This is a genomic window from Methylobacterium sp. Leaf87 (assembly GCF_001422775.1).
GTDB lineage: Bacteria > Pseudomonadota > Alphaproteobacteria > Rhizobiales > Beijerinckiaceae > Methylobacterium.
The window spans coordinates 394,190-413,900 of record NZ_LMMI01000045.1; the positions used below are offsets into that span (position 1 = coordinate 394,190).

Here is a 19,711-nt window from a genome sequence, read left to right on the forward strand (position 1 = left end):
CAGCAACAAAAGTTTTTACTTCGACTTCGCGCTTCGATAATTTTGGGTCGTAACTGCTGGTGTATTTTCAAGATTGTGCTGTATCAGCTGGCGCGCCTCGGCGTGCTTTAGATTGGAGGGCCATAAACCAGTGTTAACGAGCGGCTGCATATCTACTACGAGGGGTTCCTGAGTAGCATTGCGTACGCGGGTTATGTTGAAAAATTTGTAGGCTCGATAGCCGCCGAAAAGGATCGCCGTGTAGGAGCCTTCGCGGCTGTCAAACTGGATACTGTCGATGAAGTCCTTCATGGCGGTGTTACAGCGTACTCGCAGCCCATAGCGGTCATTCTCGTCCTCGGCGGTGAGCCACGCATCGCGCAATGCCTGAATCGCGTTTGCTGGGTCGAGGCCTCGTTTTTTGGCCATTGCAACATCACGCTCGTGTCTGAGTGCTCGGATCAATCCTTCGATTTTTTCACGCTCTTGCGTGCGTTGCCGAGCCAATGCCAGGATACCGGGGAGGTCGTCTACGTCCTCGCTCTCAAGAACCGTGAGAAGCCGGGCTTCGCGGCGGACAGTGTCTTCAAGTTTTATTGACAGCGAGGCTAGCTTCTCTTCACGCTGCTGAACGTCCGCATCAACTCTGCGCATCTGCAGGATGTCGCTGATCCCGAACTCGCTCACGTTGTCGAGTATGAACTGCTCGGCTTGGTCGTAACGGAAACGCATGGTTCCCTGTGAGCATACGGGTGTTTGGTCCTCAACGGCGATCTGGCGATAGTTGGCGGAGCAAACCAGATACCGATACTGCTTGTCGCTGGGGCTATTATTTAAAATATACATGCGACTGCGGCAGTGCGTGCATTGCGCCATGCCGTCGAGAAGATTAGTAAAATATTTTCCGCCCCTGCCGCCGATGCGGTTACGATGCGTAATTTTCTGTGCCCGTAGAAAAAGCTCTTCGCTCACCGCTTTGGGATAATAATCTACAATGATGTCCCCGCGAGGGATGCGCTTGCCATCTACCCCCTCATGCGGTTGATACTCGCCAATTGCTGCACGGCTCTGGACGATATTAGCAACACTGGTGAAGAACCATCCGCGTGTGCTGGGCTTGAGAGTGGGTTCGTTCCGCGCATTGAGTTCCTTGGCTATCCGATCAAAACCCACGCCATCGGCACTGCGCTGAAAAATCCATTCAATTAGCGGCAGACGTTCATTGAGAGTGTACGTGAATTCACCTTTGGCAATCTGCGTGGCGGTGATCCACCGGGGTGGGCTGCTATTGGTACGCACGCCGAGCTGACTAAGTTTACGCTTGTTTGCGAAGGCGGCTCGGATTCGCTCGCTCTTTCGCTGGCTCTCCTCATGCGCTCGGGCCATCACAGTAAGGGTGATGATGAGTTGCCCAAAATCGCCGTTGATGCTCTCCCAAGTGTAGATCTGTTCCGGCGGTCCCATCGTAACGATGGTGATACCACGGCGCAGAATGCCCGTGAAAAGTTGCAAGGCATCCATGACTTGAGTTCGAGACAGTCGGTCTAAGCTCTCGACTAATAGAAAACTACCTCTTGTAATTGTTCCGGTTTCCACCATGCGCAAAAATTCGCCTAGCGCACCTTTCTTACGATTAATGCCCTTCCAAGCACTGACACCAATGTCACGCAGACCATCATCAAGGAGAAGATTATGTGTCTTGGCGTATTGTTGCCCCCACTCCAACTGCCGACGGAGGCTGTCACCTTTGATCTGTTTTTCCGTGCTCATCCGCACATAACTAAATGCTAAGTGTTTGACGGACATGCTGTTTCAGCTCCAACGGGCCGTTGAAGCTTATTAGTGGCAAATCAAAAAAACGTTAGGGCTTGGCCGAGTAGGGGTCGCGCAGCACCCGCAGGCCGGCGCGGTCGACCACGAGATAGCCGCGGCGGAAATCGCCGAAGGCCAGGGACAGGCTGCCGGCCCCCGCATCCGGCATGGCCTCGGCCTCCGTCACCGGGAAGCCCAGCAGGGTCGCGCTTCGGTCGGCCCCCTGGGGCGGCTGCCAAAGGTAGTTGCCGTCGGCGTCCTTCATCTTGCGGATCGTGCTCTGCAGGCGCCGGTTCATGACGAAGCCGGCGTTCTGGCGGTAGCCGGCGCGCAGGGCGTAGATCAGGTCGAACAGCACGTCGGCCGGGTTGGCGGCCGGGAACGCCCCGGCCGCGCCCGTGGCAATGAGCCCGAGCTTGCCCGGGACCCAGGCGGAATTCGCCACGGTGTCGTGGCTGAGGAAGCCGCGCGGGCGGCTGATCCCGTTGCCGGTCACGAACGCGGTGCCCTCCTGCTCGGCGAACGCCGTCTCGACCTCGTCGGCGAGCCAGGCGTCGATGTCGACGATGGCGTCGTCGAGCAGCGTCTGGGTCGCCGCCGGCATGGCGTAGAGCTCCATGGCGGGGAAGCTCAGCTCCGATAGGGTCGGCGCGTCGGTCTGCGGCCGGGGCGCGGCCTCGGCGACCCAGCCCGACACCGCCTCCGTCACCGAAACGGCGCGCTTGTACTGCCCGCCCGAGATCGTGCGGACCGTGGCGAGCGCCCGGATCGGCGAGAGGCGGGCCAGCCGGGTGAGCACGTCGCGCTCGATGGTCTCGGGCACGAGGTAGCCGCCATCCGGGCCGGAGCCCGCCGACAGGGCTTTTTCCTCCAGGCGCTTGAGGCCGCCGCTCTCGCCGGCCCGGACGTAGAGGTCGAAGGCCGCCTTGTGCTCCGTGGCCGCGGCGTCCCGGGGTGGGTTGCCGGCGCCGAGGGGCGCCCGGCGCCCGTCGAGGGTGAGGCGGTCGAGGCGGGTGCGAGCGGTGTCCAGGGCCGCGTCGATGCGGGCGAGTTTTTCTTCCGTCAGCACGTCCGTCCCGAGCCGGCCCTCGATCTCGGCCAGCCGGGTGTCGTTGGTTTCGCGGAACGCCGCGAAGGCGCCCTGCAGATCGGTCATGGCATGGGCCACGGCCGGATCGCCGCCGGCGGCCTTGTTCTCCAGCGGAAACGATTTGGTTTCGAGGGGGTGATGGACGGTCATGCGAACCTCTTGGCGCGGGGGGAGGGAGCGGCGACGGGCCGGGTGGACGGATGGGCGCGCGCCGGGGCGACGCGCCGGGCGAAGGCGTGGAGCGCCTGCGCCAAGGGGAGGGATTCCGAGGGCAGGGATTCCGAGGGGGCGGATTTCGCCGCGATGCGCGCGCCGGGCTGGAGCGGGAAGGTGACGAGGGAAATCTCCCACAGGTCGAGGCTGTGGAGCCGGCGCAGGCCGCCGCGGTCCGGGCTCGCCCTGACGGTGCGGAACCCGATGGAGAGCCCGTCGAGGGCGCCCTCGCGCAGGAGGGCGTCGAGTTCGCGCGCCCGCTGCACGGCGAGGTTCAGTTGCCCCGCGACGCGCAGGCCGCGCGCATCTTCCGTGAGCGACAGCCAGCGCCCGACGGGCTCGGCCGGATCGTGCTGCCACAGCATGCGCACGCCCGAGTCCCCCCGGGCGCGGAGGCTCGCGGCGAACGCGCCCGGCGCCACCACGTCGCGCCCGAGATCGGGCACGCCGAACAGGCTGGCATAGCCGGTGAAATGGCCGTCCATGGGGGGGCTCCAATCGGGATAAGCGGCTTTTGGGGGCATCCCCCCGCAGAGCAAGGCGATCGCATGGGCGCGCCGGTGTCATTCCGGATCGCGCGCTGAGCGAACCCGGACCCGGAGGGCCGCGCCGGAGGCGTGCAATCCAGAGCCGCCGACAGCGCCAAGATTTGCGAAACCGGTGTTTCTGGGGCCCGGGTTCCGCTGCGCGGCCCCGGAATGACAAAGCGTGGCGGGACTTTCGAAGCCCCCCGCACGCCCAATGCAATCGCCCTCCCCCGCAAAGGGAGAGGGTCGGGGCGAGCTCACCCCGCCGCGCCGTAACCCACCGCCGCGCGCTTCTCCGTGTCGCTCAGGAACTCTGCGTCCCCGACCCGGCGCCACAACGACTCGCGTTCGGGCGCGAGGGCCTCGATGGCGTCGAGGTCGGGTTCCAGGCGGGCGGGGCCGAAGGCGGGCTCCAGCCAGTGGGCGAGGGATTCGGCCGTGCGGCGCACGAGCGGGATCACCGTCTGGCGGTAGAAGGCGCGGTTGGCCTCGGCGTAATTGGCGTGGGTGTTGTCGCCGGGCAGACCCAGCAACAGGGGCGGGACGCCGAAGGCCAGGGCGATCTCGCGGGCCGCACCACTCTTCGCCTCGACGAAATCCATGTCCTTCGGCGAGAGGGCCAGGGGCTTCCAGTCGAGGCCGCCCTCCAGCAGCAGAGGGCGCCCGGCATTGCCGGCGCCCTGGTAGTTGGCTTCGAGTTCGGCCTTCAGGCGGGTGAATTGCGCCTCGCTCAAGGTGCCGCCGGTCTGCGCGGCGAAGACGAGGGCGCCCGAGGGCCGGGCGGCGTTGTCGAGGAGGGCCTTGTTCCAGGCGCTGGCGGCGTTGTGGATGTCGAGCGCGGTGGCCGCCGCCTCCATGGGGGCGAGGCCGTAATGGTCGTCCCCCGGATGGAACAGGGTGAGGTGGAGGATGGGCGCGACGCCCGCCTGGTCGAGGTCGTACCGCAGGGTGCGGCCCCCCACCGTGTAGGCGTAGGCCACGGGCCAGCCGTCCGGCCCCGGCACCACCCGCATCCGGTCCGGGCGCAGGGCGTGGAGCTCGCGCGGGGTGCCGTCCAGACTCTCGGCCGCCAGGTAGGCGTTGCCCGAGACCATGAGGTGCCCGTAGACCGATTCGAGGAGCCGCGCCCCGCCCTCGCGCGGGTTCGGGCGGGCGAGCAATTGCAGGAGCGGGTGCTCGTTCCCTGCGTCCGCCAGCACCAGGGGCAGGGACGCGGCGGCCTCGGCCACGAGCCGCACGGCCCGGTGGACCACGGCGTTGCGCTGGAACCCCTCGCGCGCGAGGGCGCTCCCCTCGCGCGGCGTCCACACCGCCCGGCCCTCGCCGTAGAACTGCACCGCGAGGGGCGCGGCCTTCGTTTCGGGCACGGGAAAGGCTGCCCGCGCGAGGCGAGTGAAGAGGTTGGGCATGATGGAAATCCCCTGAACGGCGGCGGATCACAGCCGCCGGATGCGCGGCTCGGCGGAGCCCCGCAGCATGAGGTGGGTCAGCGCCCACACGAGGGCGTCGAGGCGGTCGGGCGAGGCGCCGGAGGACAGGCCGTCGGGGCCGAAATTGCAGAGTTCGTCCTCCAGGGCCGGCAGGGCGCCGACATGGTGGACCCGCCCTTGGGCGTAGAGCACCGAGACCGGCTCGGCCCGGAGGTATTTTCCGCGCGTCGCCCGCACGGGGATCACCGGCACGGACGCGTCGACCTGCGCGAGGACGGCCGTCACCATCTCGCCGCCCTGGTTGACCTCGACCACGAGACTGTCGGCATCGAGGCGATGGTAGAGGGCCAGCGCCGCGGCGGCCCAGGCCTCGGGCGTCGCCCGGGCGAGGGTCGCGTCGGCGAGCACGTAGGCGTGACCGGAGGGCGCGAGACCCGTCGCCACGATGCCGCAGGCATCGGCCCCGGCCTTCGAGGTGGCCGGCGGGTCCACCGCCACGACGATGCGGCGCAGATCCTCCGGGGCGCGGGCGACGCGGGTGTGTTCAAGGGCCGCGCGGGTCCACAGGGCGTCGGCACGGTCCTCGATGAGCTCGCCGTCGAGCTCCTGGCGCCCGAGGCGGGTGCCGGCGTAGCGCCCCACCACGGCGTCGAGGAAGCTCGGCGCGAGGTTTTGCGCGTTGTCCGCCGTGCGGGAGCGGCTCACCACCGTGGTCGGGTCGGCGAGGAGTCGGCGCAGGAGCGGGATCGGGCGCGGCGTGGTGGTGACGAGGCCGCGCGGGGCGTGGCCGAGGCGCAGGCCGAACTGGATCATGTCCCAGGTGGCGTCGGCTGTAAGGGCTGTAAAAGCCTGCCGCACAATTTTCGCTAAGTGCTTGTTTTAAAGAAGCAATATTTTCAGTCTATAAAAAGAAAACACCGCAAATCCGCAAATAAGCTGCCGCATGGGGTACGCATTTCGAAATAAACATGCCGCAAAAATTGCTTCGTCCATGCGAAACAGAATATTAACTATAATTATTACCTATAGGAGCTGTTTGTAAACAGGCATTTCTGACTTGTCCTCGGCAGCATCTTTGCCAGTGCGCGTTAGGCACCTCGCTGACGAGCCGGCCTACGACCTGTTCCGGCGCTTGGGAACGGCGATGGGACAGCCGAGGCCGAGCAAGTTCGCGGCGGAACTCGGTCTCAATTGGTCTGCGATCAAGGCGGGAAAGATGACACCGACCATTGCCGAACTCGCCGGCGTTGACCAACAACAGCTTGCGGCAGCAACGTTTGAACGCAGGGGCGAACTCACCACCTTCCGCTCCACCGCCTTCAGGAACCAGGAGTGGCAGTCCAGCATCCGTGCGTGTCCTCGGTGCGTGGAGGAAGACAGGTTCGTTTCACATTCCAACACCGGTATCCATCGACGTAGCTGGTGGGACCTTCGGGTGATCGAACGTTGCCCAAAACATGGGAATGCGCTCGTTGACGGCTGCACCGACTGCGGCTGCACTATTATCGATAGCGGACGAGGCATCTGCTTGTGCGGAAAGGACTTGATCTCGGAAACCCAAGCGGCAGATGAACGGCTATGGGAATGGGACAAATATTATATTTCACGCCTCCTTGGCCGCCCGCATCCACCGGTTCCACTGCTCGACCCCCTGCGTTTCGTGTCTCTGGCCCCAGCCGTTCTGGCCCTCGCCGGCCTTCAAAGACCTGAAGAGAAGCCGATGGCCACCCTGGCTAGCATCGGCTTCGGCTTCGCCTTGCAGGACGACTTGGCAATCGAGAGCGCGATGGCTGTAAGAGCGCCGTTCGACAAAGGGCGAGACCAAATAAACACCTTCCTCGATCCGCTACACTCGTTGCTTAAAGGGAACGACGATCTTGGCCACGGACCCTTGCTAGCTCTCGTCCGCCGCTTTGCGCGAACGCATCTTCCCGTCACTGCGACCACGAAGCTTCTGGGCGCAGGCTACGAAAACGTTGACTTCGCCGATAAGCATCAAACTCAGCGCGAAATTGGAATAGATCGGCACATCCTGATCAAACTTTATCGGGAATTGGTCGACCCCGAAGCAAGGGCACTACCGACCGCGTTGCATAATCACGATGTCGGCCGCATCCGGAAAGAATTCGAAGCATGCCTGCTTTATTCCGAGGCGAGACGTAGGCTCGGAATTCGGCCAAACATCTTTGCGATGCTGATCGAGATCCCTGACGGCGTGCTTCCAAGAGCGAGGTGGTCTTATTCTGAGCGACCTTACGTAAAGCTTCAAGATGTCGTCGCACTCGAAAGCGCAGCCGTATCCAATGCACCATTCATCACGAAGCTCTCGCGGAGCATGATGCCGATGCAGGATTTTTGGAAGACCGGACTTCCATATGATAAGCTGATCGACAAGGGTGCGCTACTAAATGCGCTACTTACATCTCTCAAACAACAAAGGATCTCTCCTGTCGCTAGGTTGGCGAACAGTGCCGGTTTAGGTAGTCTTGTGTTCTCCCGAGAGGAAATCTCAGACTTAATAGCACTGACAATAGATTATTAATTTATTACATCAATTTCGGTATAATAGAGGGTACAACGACGTAGTATTATTGGATATATATGTTTTTATGTTAGCAAAAATCAATAATAATTTTTACCACGCTCGTTTTGTAGTGGAGATTCGAGTTAGTCGATGATTGTCTGGAAGGGGCTCGCCTGCGTTCGCGATATGCCATGCTGCCTCATTTACGGCAGGTTCAATTCTCCCATTTCCAGCGTGATCAATCCCATAATACATAAGCTCCTCATCTTCACTCATGTATTGGAAAATATCGCCGATTTCCTTGTGTCTTTCATCGAAAAGATATTGCGTAGTAATAAATACTGCCTCAACTTTATCTAACCCCGGGAATATTTCAATAGATTTGTTTGAGGAGATTATTTCAAGTTCGAGCCACGTTTCTGCTTGATGAAGGTCGCAATAATAACTGCTTTCATGATCTGCATCAAATTCATGATTACTCGGAGGTGAGGTGCTAATACGAATATTTTTCATCATAGACCTTTGCCGCGGTGTCTGAATTGTATCATAAGTAGCGAAGGATTGAGGGTCAATTGATGGACGTGTCGCCAATGGAGCGAGGTGTGGGTCAGGTCGAGCGAAACCCGTTACCGGTCGAGATTAGAAGGCCGAAGGCGAGACACTAAATACTTGAGTAGTGGGCAGTGACGCGTCCTCGTTAAAGCTTATCAAAATCCAGTGATCCCAATATATGCCCTCAATTTTTGATAATAAATCGGTCTGATTTCCTGCGCTCTATGCTCACGTAGTGCCTAGGTGTCGAGGTTCTATGGTATGTAGGTCTGTTTATCACTGGGGCCAGCTTAGTGGGAGGTTCACATGTCACGGAACCGCGAGCCTGGCTGTATCCCGGCAGATTAGGAAGTCCGCCTCACGAATTTGATGTCGGCTGCCACGGCCTTCAGGCGCTCAGGCTCGCGCTCCTTCCGTTCGGAATAGCGGTCCACGAGATAGTCGGCCCGCCCGCGAGTGAGCAGGGTGAACTTGACCAGCTCCTCACAGACATCCACCACCCGGTCGTAGAGTGGACCCGGCTTCATCCGACCGCTGTCATCGAACTCCTTGTAGGCCATGGGCACCGAGGACTGGTTGGGGATGGTGATCATCCGCATCCAGCGCCCAAGGATGCGCAGATTGTTGACGGCGTTGAATGACTGCGAGCCGCCCGAAACCTGCATCACGGCCAGGGTTCGACCTTGCGTCGGACGCACAGAGCCCTCTGACAGAGGCAGCCAGTCGATCTGGCTCTTGATGACCCCGGTCATGTTGCCGTGGCGCTCGGGACTGACCCAGACATGCCCCTCCGACCAAATCGAGAACTCCCTGAGCTCCTGAACCTTGGGGTGGTCGGCAGTCGTGTCGTCCGGCAATGGCAGGCCGTGCGCGTCGTAGATCCGCACCTCGCCCCCCATCGCCTCCAGCAGGCGGGCCGCCTCGTAGGCCAGGAAGCGGCTGAAAGAACGCTCTCGGAGCGAGCCGTATAGGATCAGGAAGCGTGGGGCGTGGGTGAACGGCGCTTCCATTTGCAGGGCGGCGGGCGTCGGGACTGTGAAGTGCCCCTCGCTGAGGTTCGGCAGGCCATCGGCGAAGAGCTGGTGGGGCTTGTCCAAGACGCTTCGTTCCTCTATGTTTCAACGATGTTTGAGATATTGACATCATGATGGACGAACGGCAAGCCGTCGCCGCTTTCGCGGCCCTTGGCCAGGTGCACCGCCTACGCATCGTGCGCCAGCTCGTCACCGCCGGTCCTGACGGCATGGCGGCCGGCATGCTGGCCGAGGCGGTCGGCGTGTCGGGCACCAACCTGTCGTTCCACCTGAAGGAGCTCTCGCATTCCGGGCTGGTCACGTCCCGGCGGGAGGGGCGCTCGATCATCTACAGCGCCGCCTACCCGGACCTGTCCGAGCTCATCCAGTTCCTGATGCGCGACTGCTGCCAGGGACGCCCCGAGGTCTGCGCCCCGGCTGTCGCTGCCCTCGCCGCATGTTGCACGGAGACCGCCTGATGGACGTCGTGATCTACCACAACCCGGATTGCGGCACGTCCCGCAACACCCTGGCCCTCATCCGCAACGCCGGCATCGAGCCGCACGTGGTCGAGTACCTGAAGACGCCCCCAAACCGGATCCTGGTGCGCCAGCTTGCCGAGCGGGCGGGCGTGAAGGTCCGTGATCTGCTCCGTGAGAAGGGTACGCCCTACGCGGAGCTCGGCCTTTCGGACGAGAGCCTGACGGACGATCAGCTTCTGGATGCCATTGCCGAACATCCAATCCTGCTGAACCGCCCCTTGGTCGTCACCCCTCTAGGTGTTGCCCTGTGCCGCCCCTCCGAGGCGGTCCTCGACCTCCTCCCGGCCCAGCGGGGCGAGTTCGTGAAGGAGGATGGCGAGCGCGTCGTCGACGAGCACGGGCGCCGCGTCGCCACCGCCTGAACCGCCACCCGTCAAGAACAAGAAACGGTCCCGATGCTCGCGCTCGCCATCTTCGTGGTCACCCTCGTCTTCGTCATTTGGCAGCCGAAGGGGTTCGGCATCGGGTGGAGCGCCCTCATCGGGGCCGCCGTGGCGCTCGCCACCGGGGTCATCCACGTGGGCGACATCCCGGTGGTCTGGCACATCGTCTGGGACGCCACCTTCACCTTCGTGGCGCTGATCATCATATCGCTGCTGCTCGACGAGGCCGGCTTCTTCCACTGGGCGGCGCTCCACATCGCTCGCTGGGGCGGCGGACAGGGGCGCCTGCTGTTCCCGCTGGTGATCCTGCTCGGGGCCGCCATCGCGGCGGTGTTCGCCAATGACGGCGCGGCCCTGCTGCTCACCCCCATCGTGCTGGCCATCCTGCTGCGCCTCGACTTCAAGCCGGCTGCCGCGCTGGCCTTCATCGTCGCCTGCGGGTTCGTCGCAGATTCGACCAGCCTGCCCCTGGTCATCTCCAATCTCGTCAACATCGTCAGCGCAAACTTCTTCGACATCACCTTCAGCCGCTACGCTGCCGTGATGGTGCCGGTGAACCTCGTCTCGCTGGCCGCGACCCTGGTGGTGCTTTGGCTGTTCTACCGGCACGACTTGCCGGCCACGTACCCGGTGGCCGAGCTCGAAGCGCCGCGCCACGCGATCAAGGACCCGCTGGTCTTCAAGGCGGCCTTCCCGCTCCTTGGGCTGCTGCTGATCGCCTACTTCGTGACGGCACCGTTCGGCGTGCCGGTCTCGGTCGTGACCTGCGCCGGCGCCGTGGTCCTGCTGGCGCTTGCCAACCGGAGCCGCGTCATCACCATCCGTAAGGTCCTCGCCGGCGCGCCCTGGCAGATCGTGCTGTTCAGCCTCGGCATGTACCTCGTCGTCTACGGGCTGAAGAACGCCGGCCTGACCGACTACCTGGCGCAGGGCCTCGTCTGGCTCTCGGGCTTCGGTCCGTTAGTGGCCACCATCGGCACGGGGGTCGCCGCCGCGATCCTGTCCTCGGTGATGAACAACATGCCGAGCGTGCTGGTGGGCGCGCTCTCAATCCAGCAGGCCCCGGACCTCTCGCCACTGACCCGGGAGCTCATGGTCTATGCCAACGTCATCGGCTGCGACCTCGGCCCGAAGTTCACGCCCATCGGGAGTTTGGCGACCCTGCTCTGGCTGCACGTCCTCGACATCAAGGGCCAGCGCATCACCTGGGGTCAGTACATGCGGGTCGGCCTCGTGATCACCCCTCCGGTGCTGCTCGTCACCCTGGCTGCCCTTGCAGTGTGGCTACCCGTTCTTGGGGCCCGGTAGCGGACCGATGACCCCGGTGCGCCGCTGGCCCGTGATCTCGGCCCTAGGCGTCGTCCAGATCCTGACCTGGGGCTCCTCGTTCTACCTGTTGTCGGTGCTGGCCACCCCGATGTCGAAGGACACGGGATGGCCCCTGGGTTGGGTCATCGGCGGCCTGTCCCTCGGCCTCCTCGTCGCGGGCTTGGTCTCGCCACGGGTCGGAGCGTTCATCGGGGAGCACGGCGGTAGGCCCGTTCTGGCCTTCGCGGCCGTGGTCCTTGCCTTGGGCCTCGGCGTCCTCGGCCTCGCGCCGAACCTGCCGACCTACCTGGTGGGCTGGCTCCTCGTCGGGCTCGGCATGGGCACCGGCCTGTACGATCCGGCCTTTGCCACGCTTGGTCGGCTCTACGGCGCCGAGGCAAGACCCGCCATCACGACCCTGACCCTGTGGGGCGGCTTCGCCAGCACGGTGTGCTGGCCGCTCTCGGCCTTCCTGATCGAACGGGTAGGCTGGCGCGGCACCTGCCTCGCCTATGCCGGGCTGCACCTGGCGGTCACGCTTCCCCTCGTCCTGCTCGTCATCCCGCACCCCCCTGCCCACGGGCCAGCACGTTCCGAGGGCCCGGTCTCGGCCGTCCGGCTCGATGCACGCGAGCGGCGTGCCTTCCTCCTCATGGCGGGGGTCCTGACCCTCGGCGGCACCGTAATGGCCATGGTCTCGGTGCACCTCATTACCCTTCTCCAGGCCCGTGGCGTGGCGCTGACCTCGGCCGTCGCATACGGCGCGCTGATCGGCCCGTCACAGGTGGGGGCGCGCATCGTCGAGATGGCCGGGAAGGGCCGGCATCACCCTCTATGGACCCTCACCGCGGCGATGGTCCTCGTCGCCATCGGGGTCGCGATGCTGGCGGCTGGTCTGCCCGTGGTGGGGCTGTCGCTGGTCCTCTACGGCGCCGGCAACGGGATCTATTCCATCGCCCGCGGGACGGTGCCCCTCGCGCTGTTCGGTCCCGAGCGCTACGCCCCGCTCGTTGGCCGGCTCGCCCGTCCGGGGCTGGTGGCGCAGGCGCTTGCGCCCTCCCTCGGGGCGGTCGTGCTGACGCAGGCGGGCGCCGATGCGACCTACGCCCTCTTGACCGTGCTCGCCCTCGCGAACGTCGCGCTCGCCGTATCCCTCTGGCGCGTCCGGTAGTCACCTCCCTTCCTCACCGCTCCGCGATGTGGCATCGTCCGTCCGTGACCTTCTGGCTCGCCCTTCGGCGGCTGCTTCCGCTCCTTGCGGTCCTCAGCCTCGCCCTTGCGCCGGTGACCGCATCCGCGGCCGCCGCGGGCATGCATGCGCCGATGGCCGCTCAGGGCCACGCCATGGCGATGCCCGACGAGGCCATGGACGACATGGCCGGGATGGCCATGGACGAGATGCCGTGCTGCCCCAAGGAGCGGCCGGACATGCCCGACTGCTCGAAGGGCTGCCCCCTGATGGCACTCTGCCTGGCGAAGGTCGCCACCGGCCTGCCCGGCGCCTTAGGGTTGCCGGGACGCGTCGCCGTCGTCGAGGGGACTGCGTGGGCCGTCACCGCCTCCTTCGACAGCGTCTCGCAAGGGCCACCCTCCGAGCCTCCCCGAGCCTGAACCCGATGCCGTCGGCGCCTGCGCCGGCACGGTGACGCGCGTCCGCGCGTGGCCATCCATCGCGTTCAGGAGACCCCACATCGTGACCAAGACATCGTTTTCGCGCGCCCTCACGGTTGCGCTGCTCGGCCTCGCCCTCACCGCCGCGGCCCGGGCCGACACCAAGGACTACGAGTTCCAGCTGGTGAAGGACGAAGCCAAGCAGGGCGAGGCCATCCTCGACGTCCGCCTCGTCGACAAGCGCACGTCCAAGCCCGTGCCGAACGCCGTCATCTTCGCCAAGCGCATCGATATGGCGCCCGACAGCATGGAGGAGATGACCTCCAAGATCGAGCAACTGCCCTCGCCGGAGCCGGGCCTCTACCGGTTCAAGGCGAAGCTGACGATGGCCGGCGGCTGGCGCCTCTCGCTCGGGGCCAAGGTCCAAGGCGAGACCGGCACCGTCGAGAACAAGCTGGTGTTCAAGGCCACCAAGTGAGCCGGACGGCATGGCTGGCCGGGACCCTCGCCGCGCTCGCGGCGGGGGGGCTGGGCTATGGCGCGGGGCATGAGGGCAGCCCCGTGCCGGCGCTCGTCCAGCAGGCGCGGACCGGGTTCGCCCATTGGCTGCCGGGTGCACGGCCGGCCTCCCCGATGCCCGCGCAGGCTCCGATCAAGGCGACGGGTTCGGTGGTCTACTACCGAGACCCGGACGGGAAGCCGGACTACGCCTCCGAACCCAAACAGACGGCGGACGGTCGCGACTACCGCGCCGTCCACGCCAGCGAGGACGTGCGCTTCGACGAACCCGAAGAGGCGGAAGCCATGCCTGACGCCGGCCACGGCGACATGGCCATGGCTCAGGCCAAGACGCCCGCGAGCGCCCGCAAGGTGCGCTTCTACCGCAACCCGATGGGCCTTCCGGACACTTCGCCGATTCCGAAAAAGGACTCGATGGGGATGGACTACCTCCCCGTCTACGAGGGCGAGGACACCGACGACGGCACCGTGACCCTCTCGCCCGGCAAGGTCCAGCGAACCGGCGTCCGGACGGAGGTCGCTGCACGGCGCGTCCTATCCATGCCGGTGCGGGCTCCTGGAACCATCGAGGAGGACGAGCGCCGGATCTCGGTCATCGCGATGCGCACCGACGCCTTCATTGAGAAGGTCGAGGCCGTCACCACCGGCGACCACGTCCACAAGGGCCAGCCGCTCATGCGCCTGTTCTCGCCCGAGATGAACGCGGCCGCCGCGCAGTACCTCACCGGCATCGGCTACGAGGGCGCCCGGCGCCGACTGGAGAACCTCGGCATCCCGCCCGAGGCCATCGACGAGATCGAGCGATCCCGAAAAGTGCCGGCGACCATCACGTGGTCGGCGCCACGCGACGGCGTCGTGGTCGAGCGCAACGTCTCCGACGGCATGCGCGCCAAGTCCGGCGACACCCTGTTCAAGCTCGTCGACCATACCCGGGTATGGGTGCTCGTCGACGTGACCGAACGCGACCTGGCGTCCGTGGCGGAGGGCCAAACGGCGACCGTGCGTGCCCGGACGTTTCCCGACCGGACCTTCACTGGCACGGTGACGCGGATCTATCCGCACCTCGCCATGGGGACCCGGACGGCCCGCCTGCGCATCGAGTTGCCGAACCTCAACGGCGACCTGCGGCCCGGGATGTACGGCGACGTCGAGATCGCGACCGGGAACGCCAAGCCCGTGGTCGCCGTCCCCGACGACGCCGTCATCGACACCGGAACCAGGCAGGTCGTCCTGCTCGACAAGGGCGAGGGCCGCTTCGAGCCGCGCCCGGTCAAGCTCGGTGCCCGCGGCGACGGCTACGTCGAAGTCCGGGAGGGCATCGCGGCAGGCGACCGGGTGGTGACCGCCGCCAACTTCCTCATCGACGCCGAGAGCAACCTCAAGGCGGCGCTGCAGGGTCTCTCCGAGCCGAAGGTAGAACCAGGTCCGCAGGCGGCGGCCGATGGGAGGGCGCCATGATCGCCCGGCTCATCGGCTGGTCGGCCCGGAATCTGGTTCTGGTGTTGATCGGGACGGTGTTCGCGGTGGGGGCCGGGCTCTACGCCCTGAGGACCCTGCCGCTCGACGCGATCCCGGACCTCTCGGACGTCCAGACCATCGTCTACACCGAGTACCCCGGGCAGGCGCCACAGGTCATCGAGGACCAGGTCACCTACCCGCTGACTACCGCCATGCTGACGGTGCCCCGGTCGAAGGTCGTGCGCGGCTTCTCGTTCTTCGGGGTCTCGTTCGTCTACGTCATCTTCGAGGACGGCACCGACCCATACTGGGCCCGGAGCCGGGTGCTCGAATACCTAAACACCGTGGCCAAGCGCCTGCCGGCGGGGGTGACCCCGACGCTGGGACCGGACGCGACCGGGGTCGGCTGGGTCTACCAGTACGTCGTGGTCGCCAAAGAGCGCACGCTGGCCGAGCTCCGCTCGCTCCAGGACTGGGTCGTGCGCTTCGGGGCCTCTCGTGCCGAAGGCGTGGCCGAGGTCGCAGGCGTCGGCGGCTTCGTCAAACAGTACAACGTGGTCGTCGACCCGAGCCGGTTGCGGGCGCAGGGCATCACCCTGGCGAAGCTCCGGGACGCGATCCGGGCGAGCAACGCCGACGTAGGCGGCCGCACCGTCGAGCTCTCCGAGTTCGAGTTCGTCGTCCGTGGCCGCGGGTACCTCAAGAGCATCGCCGACATCGAGAGCATCGTCCTGAAGACAGAGGCGGGCACGCCCCTGCGGGTGAAGGACGTCGCCCGGGTCGAGCTCGGTCCCGACGAGCGCCGCGGCATCACCGAGATGAACGGGGAGGGCGAGGTCGCCGGCGGCATCATCCTCCAGCGCTTCGGGGCCAACGCCCTCGACGTTATCGCGAGTGCCAAGGCGCGCCTCGCCGAGGTCGCCGCGAGCCTGCCCAAGGGCACCGAGATCCTGCCTGTCTACGACCGGTCGCACCTCATCGAGGCGGCCATCGAGACGCTCAAGGGGACCCTGATCGAGGAGAGCGCCATCGTCGCCCTCGTCTGCGTCGTGTTCCTGCTCCACGTCCGCAGTGCGCTGGTCGCGATCCTGATGCTGCCGGTCGGCATCCTAATGGCGTTCGCGGGCATGAAGGCGCTGGGCTTGGGCGCCAACATCATGAGCCTGGGCGGCATCGCCATCGCGGTCGGCGCCATGATCGACGCCGCCATCGTCATGATCGAGAACGCCCACAAGCACCTGGAGCGGGCGGACCCTGGCAAGCCCCGGGTCCAGGTCCTGATAGAGGCCGCCTCCGAGGTCGGTCCCTCGCTGTTCTTCTCGCTCCTCATCATCACGGTCAGCTTCCTGCCCATCTTCACCCTGGAAAGCCAGGAAGGGCGTCTGTTCGGGCCGCTGGCCTTCACCAAGACGTTCGCGATGGCGGCGGCGGCGGTGCTGTCGGTGACGCTGGTTCCGGCGCTGATGGTGCTGTTCGTGCGCGGCCGCATCGTGCCCGAGCACCGCAACCCGGTGAACCGGCTCCTGATCTGGTTCTACCGTCCCATCATCGCAGGGGTCCTGCGGGCGCGGGTGCTGACCATCCTGATCGCGCTGGGCGTTCTCGGCGCCTCGGTCTGGCCGGCCCTGCAACTCGGGTCCGAGTTCATGCCCGATCTCGACGAGGGCACCCTGATGTACATGCCGACCACCCTGCCGGGCATCTCGGTGACCAAGGCCGGCGAGCTTTTAGGGAGACAGGACACCATCCTGAAGAGCTTCCCGGAAGTCCTGTCCGTCTACGGCAAGGCCGGACGGGCCGCGACCGCGACGGACCCGGCGCCCTCCGAGATGTTCGAGACCATCGTCAACCTGAAGCCGAAGGCGGAGTGGCGCCCGGGCGTGACGCTGGCGAGCCTCAAAGCCGAGATGGATGCCGCGCTCCAGTTCCCCGGTGTCTCCAATGCCTGGACCCAGCCGATCCGCGCCCGCATCGACATGCTCGCCACCGGCATCCGGACCCCCGTCGGCATCAAGGTGCTCGGAACCGACCTCGCCGAGATGGAGAAGGTCGCCCGCCGGGTCGAGGCGGTGGTGAAGGCGGTGCCGGGCACGTCGAGCGCCTATGCCGAGCGCGTCCAGGGCGGGTACTTCCTCGACATCACGCCCGACCGGGAGGTTCTGGGCCGCTACGGCCTATCGGTCGGGGACGTGCAGGACGTGATCGCCATGGCGCTCGGCGGCGAGAGCGTCACCAACACGGTCGAGGGCCGCGAGCGCTACACCGTCAACGTGCGCTACCCGCGCGCCTTCCGGTCGAGCCCACAATCCATCGCGACCGAGGTGCAGGTGCCCATCGCGGGCGGAGGCACGGTCCCCTTGGGCGAAGTCGCCAAGGTGGCACTGACCCGGGGGCCGACCCAGATCCGGACCGAGAACGGGCAACTCGCGGTCTTCATCTACGTCGATGTCTCGGGACGGGACCTTGGCGGCTACGTGGCCGATGCACGGGCGGCTGTTACCGGCGAGGTGAGCCTGCCACCCGGGACCACCCTCCAGTGGAGCGGGCAGGTCGAGTACCTCGACCGCGCCACGGCCCGGCTCAAGATCGTGGTGCCCCTGACCCTCCTGACCGTGTTCCTGCTGCTCTACCTCAACTTTCGCCGGCTGACTGAAACCCTCATCGTGATGCTGTCGCTGCCCTTCGCACTGGTGGGCGGCGTCTGGCTGATGTGGTGGTTGGGCTTCAACCTATCGGTCGCCGTGGCCGTGGGCTTCATCGCGCTCGCCGGGGTCGCCGCCGAGACCGGGGTGATCATGCTGGTCTACCTCGACCATGCGCTGGCCGAGATCCGGACGGAGTGCGAGCGGGATGGGCGCGCCCTATCGCGAAATGACCTGAGGCGGGCGATCATGGTCGGCGCGGTCGAGCGGGTGCGGCCCAAGATGATGACCGTGGTCGCCATCATAGCCGGGCTGTTGCCCATCCTGTGGAGCACCGGCTCGGGCTCCGAGGTCATGCAGCGCATCGCGGTGCCGATGATCGGCGGCATGGTGTCGTCGACCGTCCTGACCCTCGTCGTGATCCCGGCGGTATACGGGCTGGTGAAGGGATGGGGACTGCCGAGATCCGACATGCAGCCGGAACCCGTCGAGGGGCACACGATGCCCTTGGCCGCGGAATGACAACGAGGACGAGACCATGCTGGTGGTCGACGACGAGCCGACGGTTAGGCATGTTGGTCTCCGACATTCTCGAAGACCTCGCCTAACCCGACATCGAGGGTCGCTCGCATCCGGTCGATGATCGAGGAGAGCCGGTAGGAGGCATGGGGCTCCGGCCAACCGATCCCGGGCTTACCTCCGAAGGGGCCCGGGGTGCTTCTCCGACGGCATCGTCTCGCGCACGTGGTGCCGGACCAAGGAGGGGCTGAACGGCTTCCCGATGAACGTCGCCCCATCGGGCAGGTCCCCGGGTTCAGGTCGCACATTGCCGGAGGCGACCACGATGGCGATGTGGGGCCACGTCACGGCCGTCCGCCGCGCCAGGTCGAAGCCGTTGTCCGGCCCGGGCATCTGCACGTCCGTGAACAGCAGCTGCACCTTGCCATGGTGCTCGTCGAGCACCCGCGTCGCCTGGGCGACGTCCATCGCCTCAAGAACCACGAAACCGGCATCCTCCAGGATGTCGGACACATCCATCAGGATGAGGGCGTCGTCGTCGACCACGAGGACATGGGGGGCATCGGCGGGGTCAGGCAGGGGCATGGATACCAAAGGCCGGCCTGGCCGGTAGGTTGCCGCATAACATAGGTTTCTTTTGCGCCATCGGAGCATGGTTGCCTAGCGCCGTTTCCGTAGGTCCCGTGGATGCGGGCCCCTAGTGGTTGAAATCTGACGCTTGGTACCCATTCGCGAGGTCAGCTTGGGGTGGGAAGCAGCTTGGCTGCTTTCAGTCGCGAGACGTTCTTAAGCGGACCTAGGATGACCCGCCGACTCCGGATGAACGGTCCAACCCATCGCATGGTCGAAGTTCGTTGAAGTCGGATGCCGACATCATCAGAGGCGATGCGACCGGCACGAAAGTGCTCTGCCTCGGGAGACAGCGTGATTCACGATTGCAAAGCCCCGGTCACGCGACATCTCGTGCTGGTCCGGCATGGCCAGAGCGTAGCCAACCGATCCGGCCTGTTCACGGGATTGCTGGACTCGCCCTTGACCGAGCAGGGCCGGATGGAAGCCGAGGCAGCCGGGCGGCGTTTGGCCGAGCGCAGCTGGCGCTTTTCCGCAGCCTTCACCTCGACGCTGACGCGGGCGATCGTGAGCGGCCGGCTTATTCTCGATGCGCTCGGGCAACCCGGATTGGTCCCCCAACGCTTCGCCGCGCTCGACGAGCGAGACTACGGCGACCTCAGCGGGCTCGACAAGATCGCCGCCGATGCGCGCTGGGGGGCGGAGCGGATCGAGACCTGGCGCCGCTCCTACGCCGAGGCGCCGCCGAACGGTGAGAGCCTGCGCGATACCGTCGCCCGCATCGTCCCATGCTACCTCCGAACCATCCAGCCGGCGGTTATGGGCGGAGACGTGCTCGTCGTCGCCCACGGCAATTGCCTGCGGGCGCTTGTCATGGCGCTTGAAGACCTGAGCCCCGCGGAGGTCGAGCACCTTGAACTCGCGACGGGCTCCGTCAGGATCTATGAGCTTGCTGCGGACACGACGATCAAGGCCCGCTGGATCGACGGGTGAATCCGCCTGTCGGCCCTCCACAATGG

Annotated in this window: 17 protein-coding genes and 1 pseudogene; 10 read left to right on the forward strand and 8 right to left on the reverse strand. The window is 65.3% G+C overall.

Going from position 1 to position 19,711, the window contains the following annotated elements:
• Positions 1 to 15: 15 nt before the first annotated feature.
• The 5 genes and pseudogenes from ASF22_RS23375 to ASF22_RS18495 all read right to left on the reverse strand — a co-directional run.
• The gene (locus ASF22_RS23375; protein WP_082483811.1) at positions 16 to 1,785 is read right to left on the reverse strand and encodes a recombinase family protein; all 1,770 of its coding nucleotides are present in this window, start codon (positions 1,783 to 1,785) and stop codon (positions 16 to 18) included.
• A 55-nt stretch (positions 1,786 to 1,840) separates the two neighbouring features.
• Positions 1,841 to 3,031 (reverse strand): phage major capsid protein, encoded by a 1,191-nt coding sequence (locus tag ASF22_RS18480; protein WP_056267023.1) that lies wholly within the window; start codon positions 3,029 to 3,031, stop codon positions 1,841 to 1,843.
• Positions 3,028 to 3,579, reverse strand: coding sequence for an HK97 family phage prohead protease (locus tag ASF22_RS18485; protein WP_056267026.1), 552 nt, complete (start codon positions 3,577 to 3,579; stop codon positions 3,028 to 3,030). The genes ASF22_RS18480 and ASF22_RS18485 overlap by 4 nt, the downstream gene beginning before the upstream one ends.
• A gap of 299 nt (positions 3,580 to 3,878) precedes the next feature.
• A complete protein-coding gene (locus tag ASF22_RS18490; RefSeq protein ID WP_056267028.1) occupies positions 3,879 to 5,030 on the reverse strand; it encodes a phage portal protein in 1,152 nt (383 codons plus the stop codon).
• Between the two features lie 27 nt (positions 5,031 to 5,057).
• Positions 5,058 to 5,882, reverse strand: a pseudogene (locus tag ASF22_RS18495) (ATP-binding protein); the annotation flags it as partial.
• Positions 5,883 to 6,132: 250 nt separating this feature from the next.
• Here ASF22_RS18495 and ASF22_RS23380 point away from each other — a divergent pair.
• Positions 6,133 to 7,593 (forward strand): TniQ family protein, encoded by a 1,461-nt coding sequence (locus ASF22_RS23380; RefSeq protein ID WP_244473818.1) that lies wholly within the window; start codon positions 6,133 to 6,135, stop codon positions 7,591 to 7,593.
• Between the two features lie 93 nt (positions 7,594 to 7,686).
• Here the strand turns inward: ASF22_RS23380 and ASF22_RS24155 are convergent, their stop codons facing one another.
• Both ASF22_RS24155 and arsH read right to left on the reverse strand, forming a co-directional pair.
• Positions 7,687 to 8,091 carry a hypothetical protein gene (locus ASF22_RS24155; RefSeq protein ID WP_156630141.1) on the reverse strand — a complete coding sequence of 135 codons (405 nt, stop codon included), beginning with the start codon at positions 8,089 to 8,091 and terminating at the stop codon, positions 7,687 to 7,689.
• Positions 8,092 to 8,471: 380 nt separating this feature from the next.
• A complete protein-coding gene (gene arsH / locus ASF22_RS18505) occupies positions 8,472 to 9,224 on the reverse strand; it encodes an arsenical resistance protein ArsH (protein ID WP_056172868.1) in 753 nt (250 codons plus the stop codon).
• 47 nt (positions 9,225 to 9,271) lie between these two features.
• Between arsH and ASF22_RS18510 the strand changes: the two genes are divergently transcribed.
• The 8 genes from ASF22_RS18510 to ASF22_RS18545 all read left to right on the forward strand — a co-directional run bounded on the left by ASF22_RS18510 (position 9,272) and on the right by ASF22_RS18545 (position 18,125).
• The gene (locus ASF22_RS18510) at positions 9,272 to 9,619 is read left to right on the forward strand and encodes a metalloregulator ArsR/SmtB family transcription factor (RefSeq protein WP_056172871.1); all 348 of its coding nucleotides are present in this window, start codon (positions 9,272 to 9,274) and stop codon (positions 9,617 to 9,619) included.
• Positions 9,619 to 10,044, forward strand: coding sequence for an arsenate reductase (glutaredoxin) (gene arsC, locus ASF22_RS18515; RefSeq protein ID WP_056172874.1), 426 nt, complete (start codon positions 9,619 to 9,621; stop codon positions 10,042 to 10,044). Before ASF22_RS18510 ends, arsC begins: the two co-directional genes overlap by 1 nt.
• A gap of 33 nt (positions 10,045 to 10,077) precedes the next feature.
• Positions 10,078 to 11,373, forward strand: a complete 1,296-nt coding sequence (locus ASF22_RS18520) for an arsenic transporter (RefSeq protein ID WP_056172876.1) — start codon at positions 10,078 to 10,080, stop codon at positions 11,371 to 11,373.
• Between the two features lie 7 nt (positions 11,374 to 11,380).
• Entirely contained in the window at positions 11,381 to 12,544 is a 1,164-nt protein-coding gene (locus ASF22_RS18525) for an MFS transporter (RefSeq protein WP_056172881.1), read from the forward strand.
• Between the two features lie 44 nt (positions 12,545 to 12,588).
• The gene (locus ASF22_RS18530; RefSeq protein ID WP_018044310.1) at positions 12,589 to 12,984 is read left to right on the forward strand and encodes a hypothetical protein; all 396 of its coding nucleotides are present in this window, start codon (positions 12,589 to 12,591) and stop codon (positions 12,982 to 12,984) included.
• A gap of 82 nt (positions 12,985 to 13,066) precedes the next feature.
• Positions 13,067 to 13,462, forward strand: coding sequence for a FixH family protein (locus tag ASF22_RS18535; protein ID WP_018044309.1), 396 nt, complete (start codon positions 13,067 to 13,069; stop codon positions 13,460 to 13,462).
• Entirely contained in the window at positions 13,459 to 14,961 is a 1,503-nt protein-coding gene (locus ASF22_RS18540) for an efflux RND transporter periplasmic adaptor subunit (protein WP_018044308.1), read from the forward strand. Before ASF22_RS18535 ends, ASF22_RS18540 begins: the two co-directional genes overlap by 4 nt.
• The gene (locus ASF22_RS18545) at positions 14,958 to 18,125 is read left to right on the forward strand and encodes a CusA/CzcA family heavy metal efflux RND transporter (RefSeq protein ID WP_018044307.1); all 3,168 of its coding nucleotides are present in this window, start codon (positions 14,958 to 14,960) and stop codon (positions 18,123 to 18,125) included. The genes ASF22_RS18540 and ASF22_RS18545 overlap by 4 nt, the downstream gene beginning before the upstream one ends.
• 171 nt (positions 18,126 to 18,296) lie before the next feature.
• Here ASF22_RS18545 and ASF22_RS18550 read toward each other — a convergent pair whose 3' ends face one another.
• On the reverse strand, positions 18,297 to 18,707 hold the full coding sequence (locus ASF22_RS18550) for a response regulator (protein ID WP_051074325.1): 411 nt from the start codon (positions 18,705 to 18,707) through the stop codon (positions 18,297 to 18,299).
• A gap of 339 nt (positions 18,708 to 19,046) precedes the next feature.
• Between ASF22_RS18550 and ASF22_RS18555 the strand changes: the two genes are divergently transcribed.
• Positions 19,047 to 19,685: a 2,3-bisphosphoglycerate-dependent phosphoglycerate mutase gene (locus tag ASF22_RS18555; RefSeq protein WP_018044305.1), complete on the forward strand. Its 639-nt coding sequence runs from the start codon at positions 19,047 to 19,049 to the stop codon at positions 19,683 to 19,685.
• Positions 19,686 to 19,711 lie beyond the last annotated feature (26 nt).

Coding starts and splice junctions, on each gene's coding strand:
- ASF22_RS23375 (WP_082483811.1), bottom strand. CDS start 1,785: ATGTCCGTCAAACACTTAGCATTTAGTTATGTGCGGATGAGCACGGAA.
- ASF22_RS18480 (WP_056267023.1), bottom strand. CDS start 3,031: ATGACCGTCCATCACCCCCTCGAAACCAAATCGTTTCCGCTGGAGAAC.
- ASF22_RS18485 (WP_056267026.1), bottom strand. CDS start 3,579: ATGGACGGCCATTTCACCGGCTATGCCAGCCTGTTCGGCGTGCCCGAT.
- ASF22_RS18490 (WP_056267028.1), bottom strand. CDS start 5,030: ATGCCCAACCTCTTCACTCGCCTCGCGCGGGCAGCCTTTCCCGTGCCC.
- ASF22_RS24155 (WP_156630141.1), bottom strand. CDS start 8,091: ATGATGAAAAATATTCGTATTAGCACCTCACCTCCGAGTAATCATGAA.
- ASF22_RS18510 (WP_056172871.1), top strand. CDS start 9,272: ATGATGGACGAACGGCAAGCCGTCGCCGCTTTCGCGGCCCTTGGCCAG.
- arsC (WP_056172874.1), top strand. CDS start 9,619: ATGGACGTCGTGATCTACCACAACCCGGATTGCGGCACGTCCCGCAAC.
- ASF22_RS18520 (WP_056172876.1), top strand. CDS start 10,078: ATGCTCGCGCTCGCCATCTTCGTGGTCACCCTCGTCTTCGTCATTTGG.
- ASF22_RS18525 (WP_056172881.1), top strand. CDS start 11,381: ATGACCCCGGTGCGCCGCTGGCCCGTGATCTCGGCCCTAGGCGTCGTC.
- ASF22_RS18545 (WP_018044307.1), top strand. CDS start 14,958: ATGATCGCCCGGCTCATCGGCTGGTCGGCCCGGAATCTGGTTCTGGTG.
- ASF22_RS18550 (WP_051074325.1), bottom strand. CDS start 18,707: ATGCCCCTGCCTGACCCCGCCGATGCCCCCCATGTCCTCGTGGTCGAC.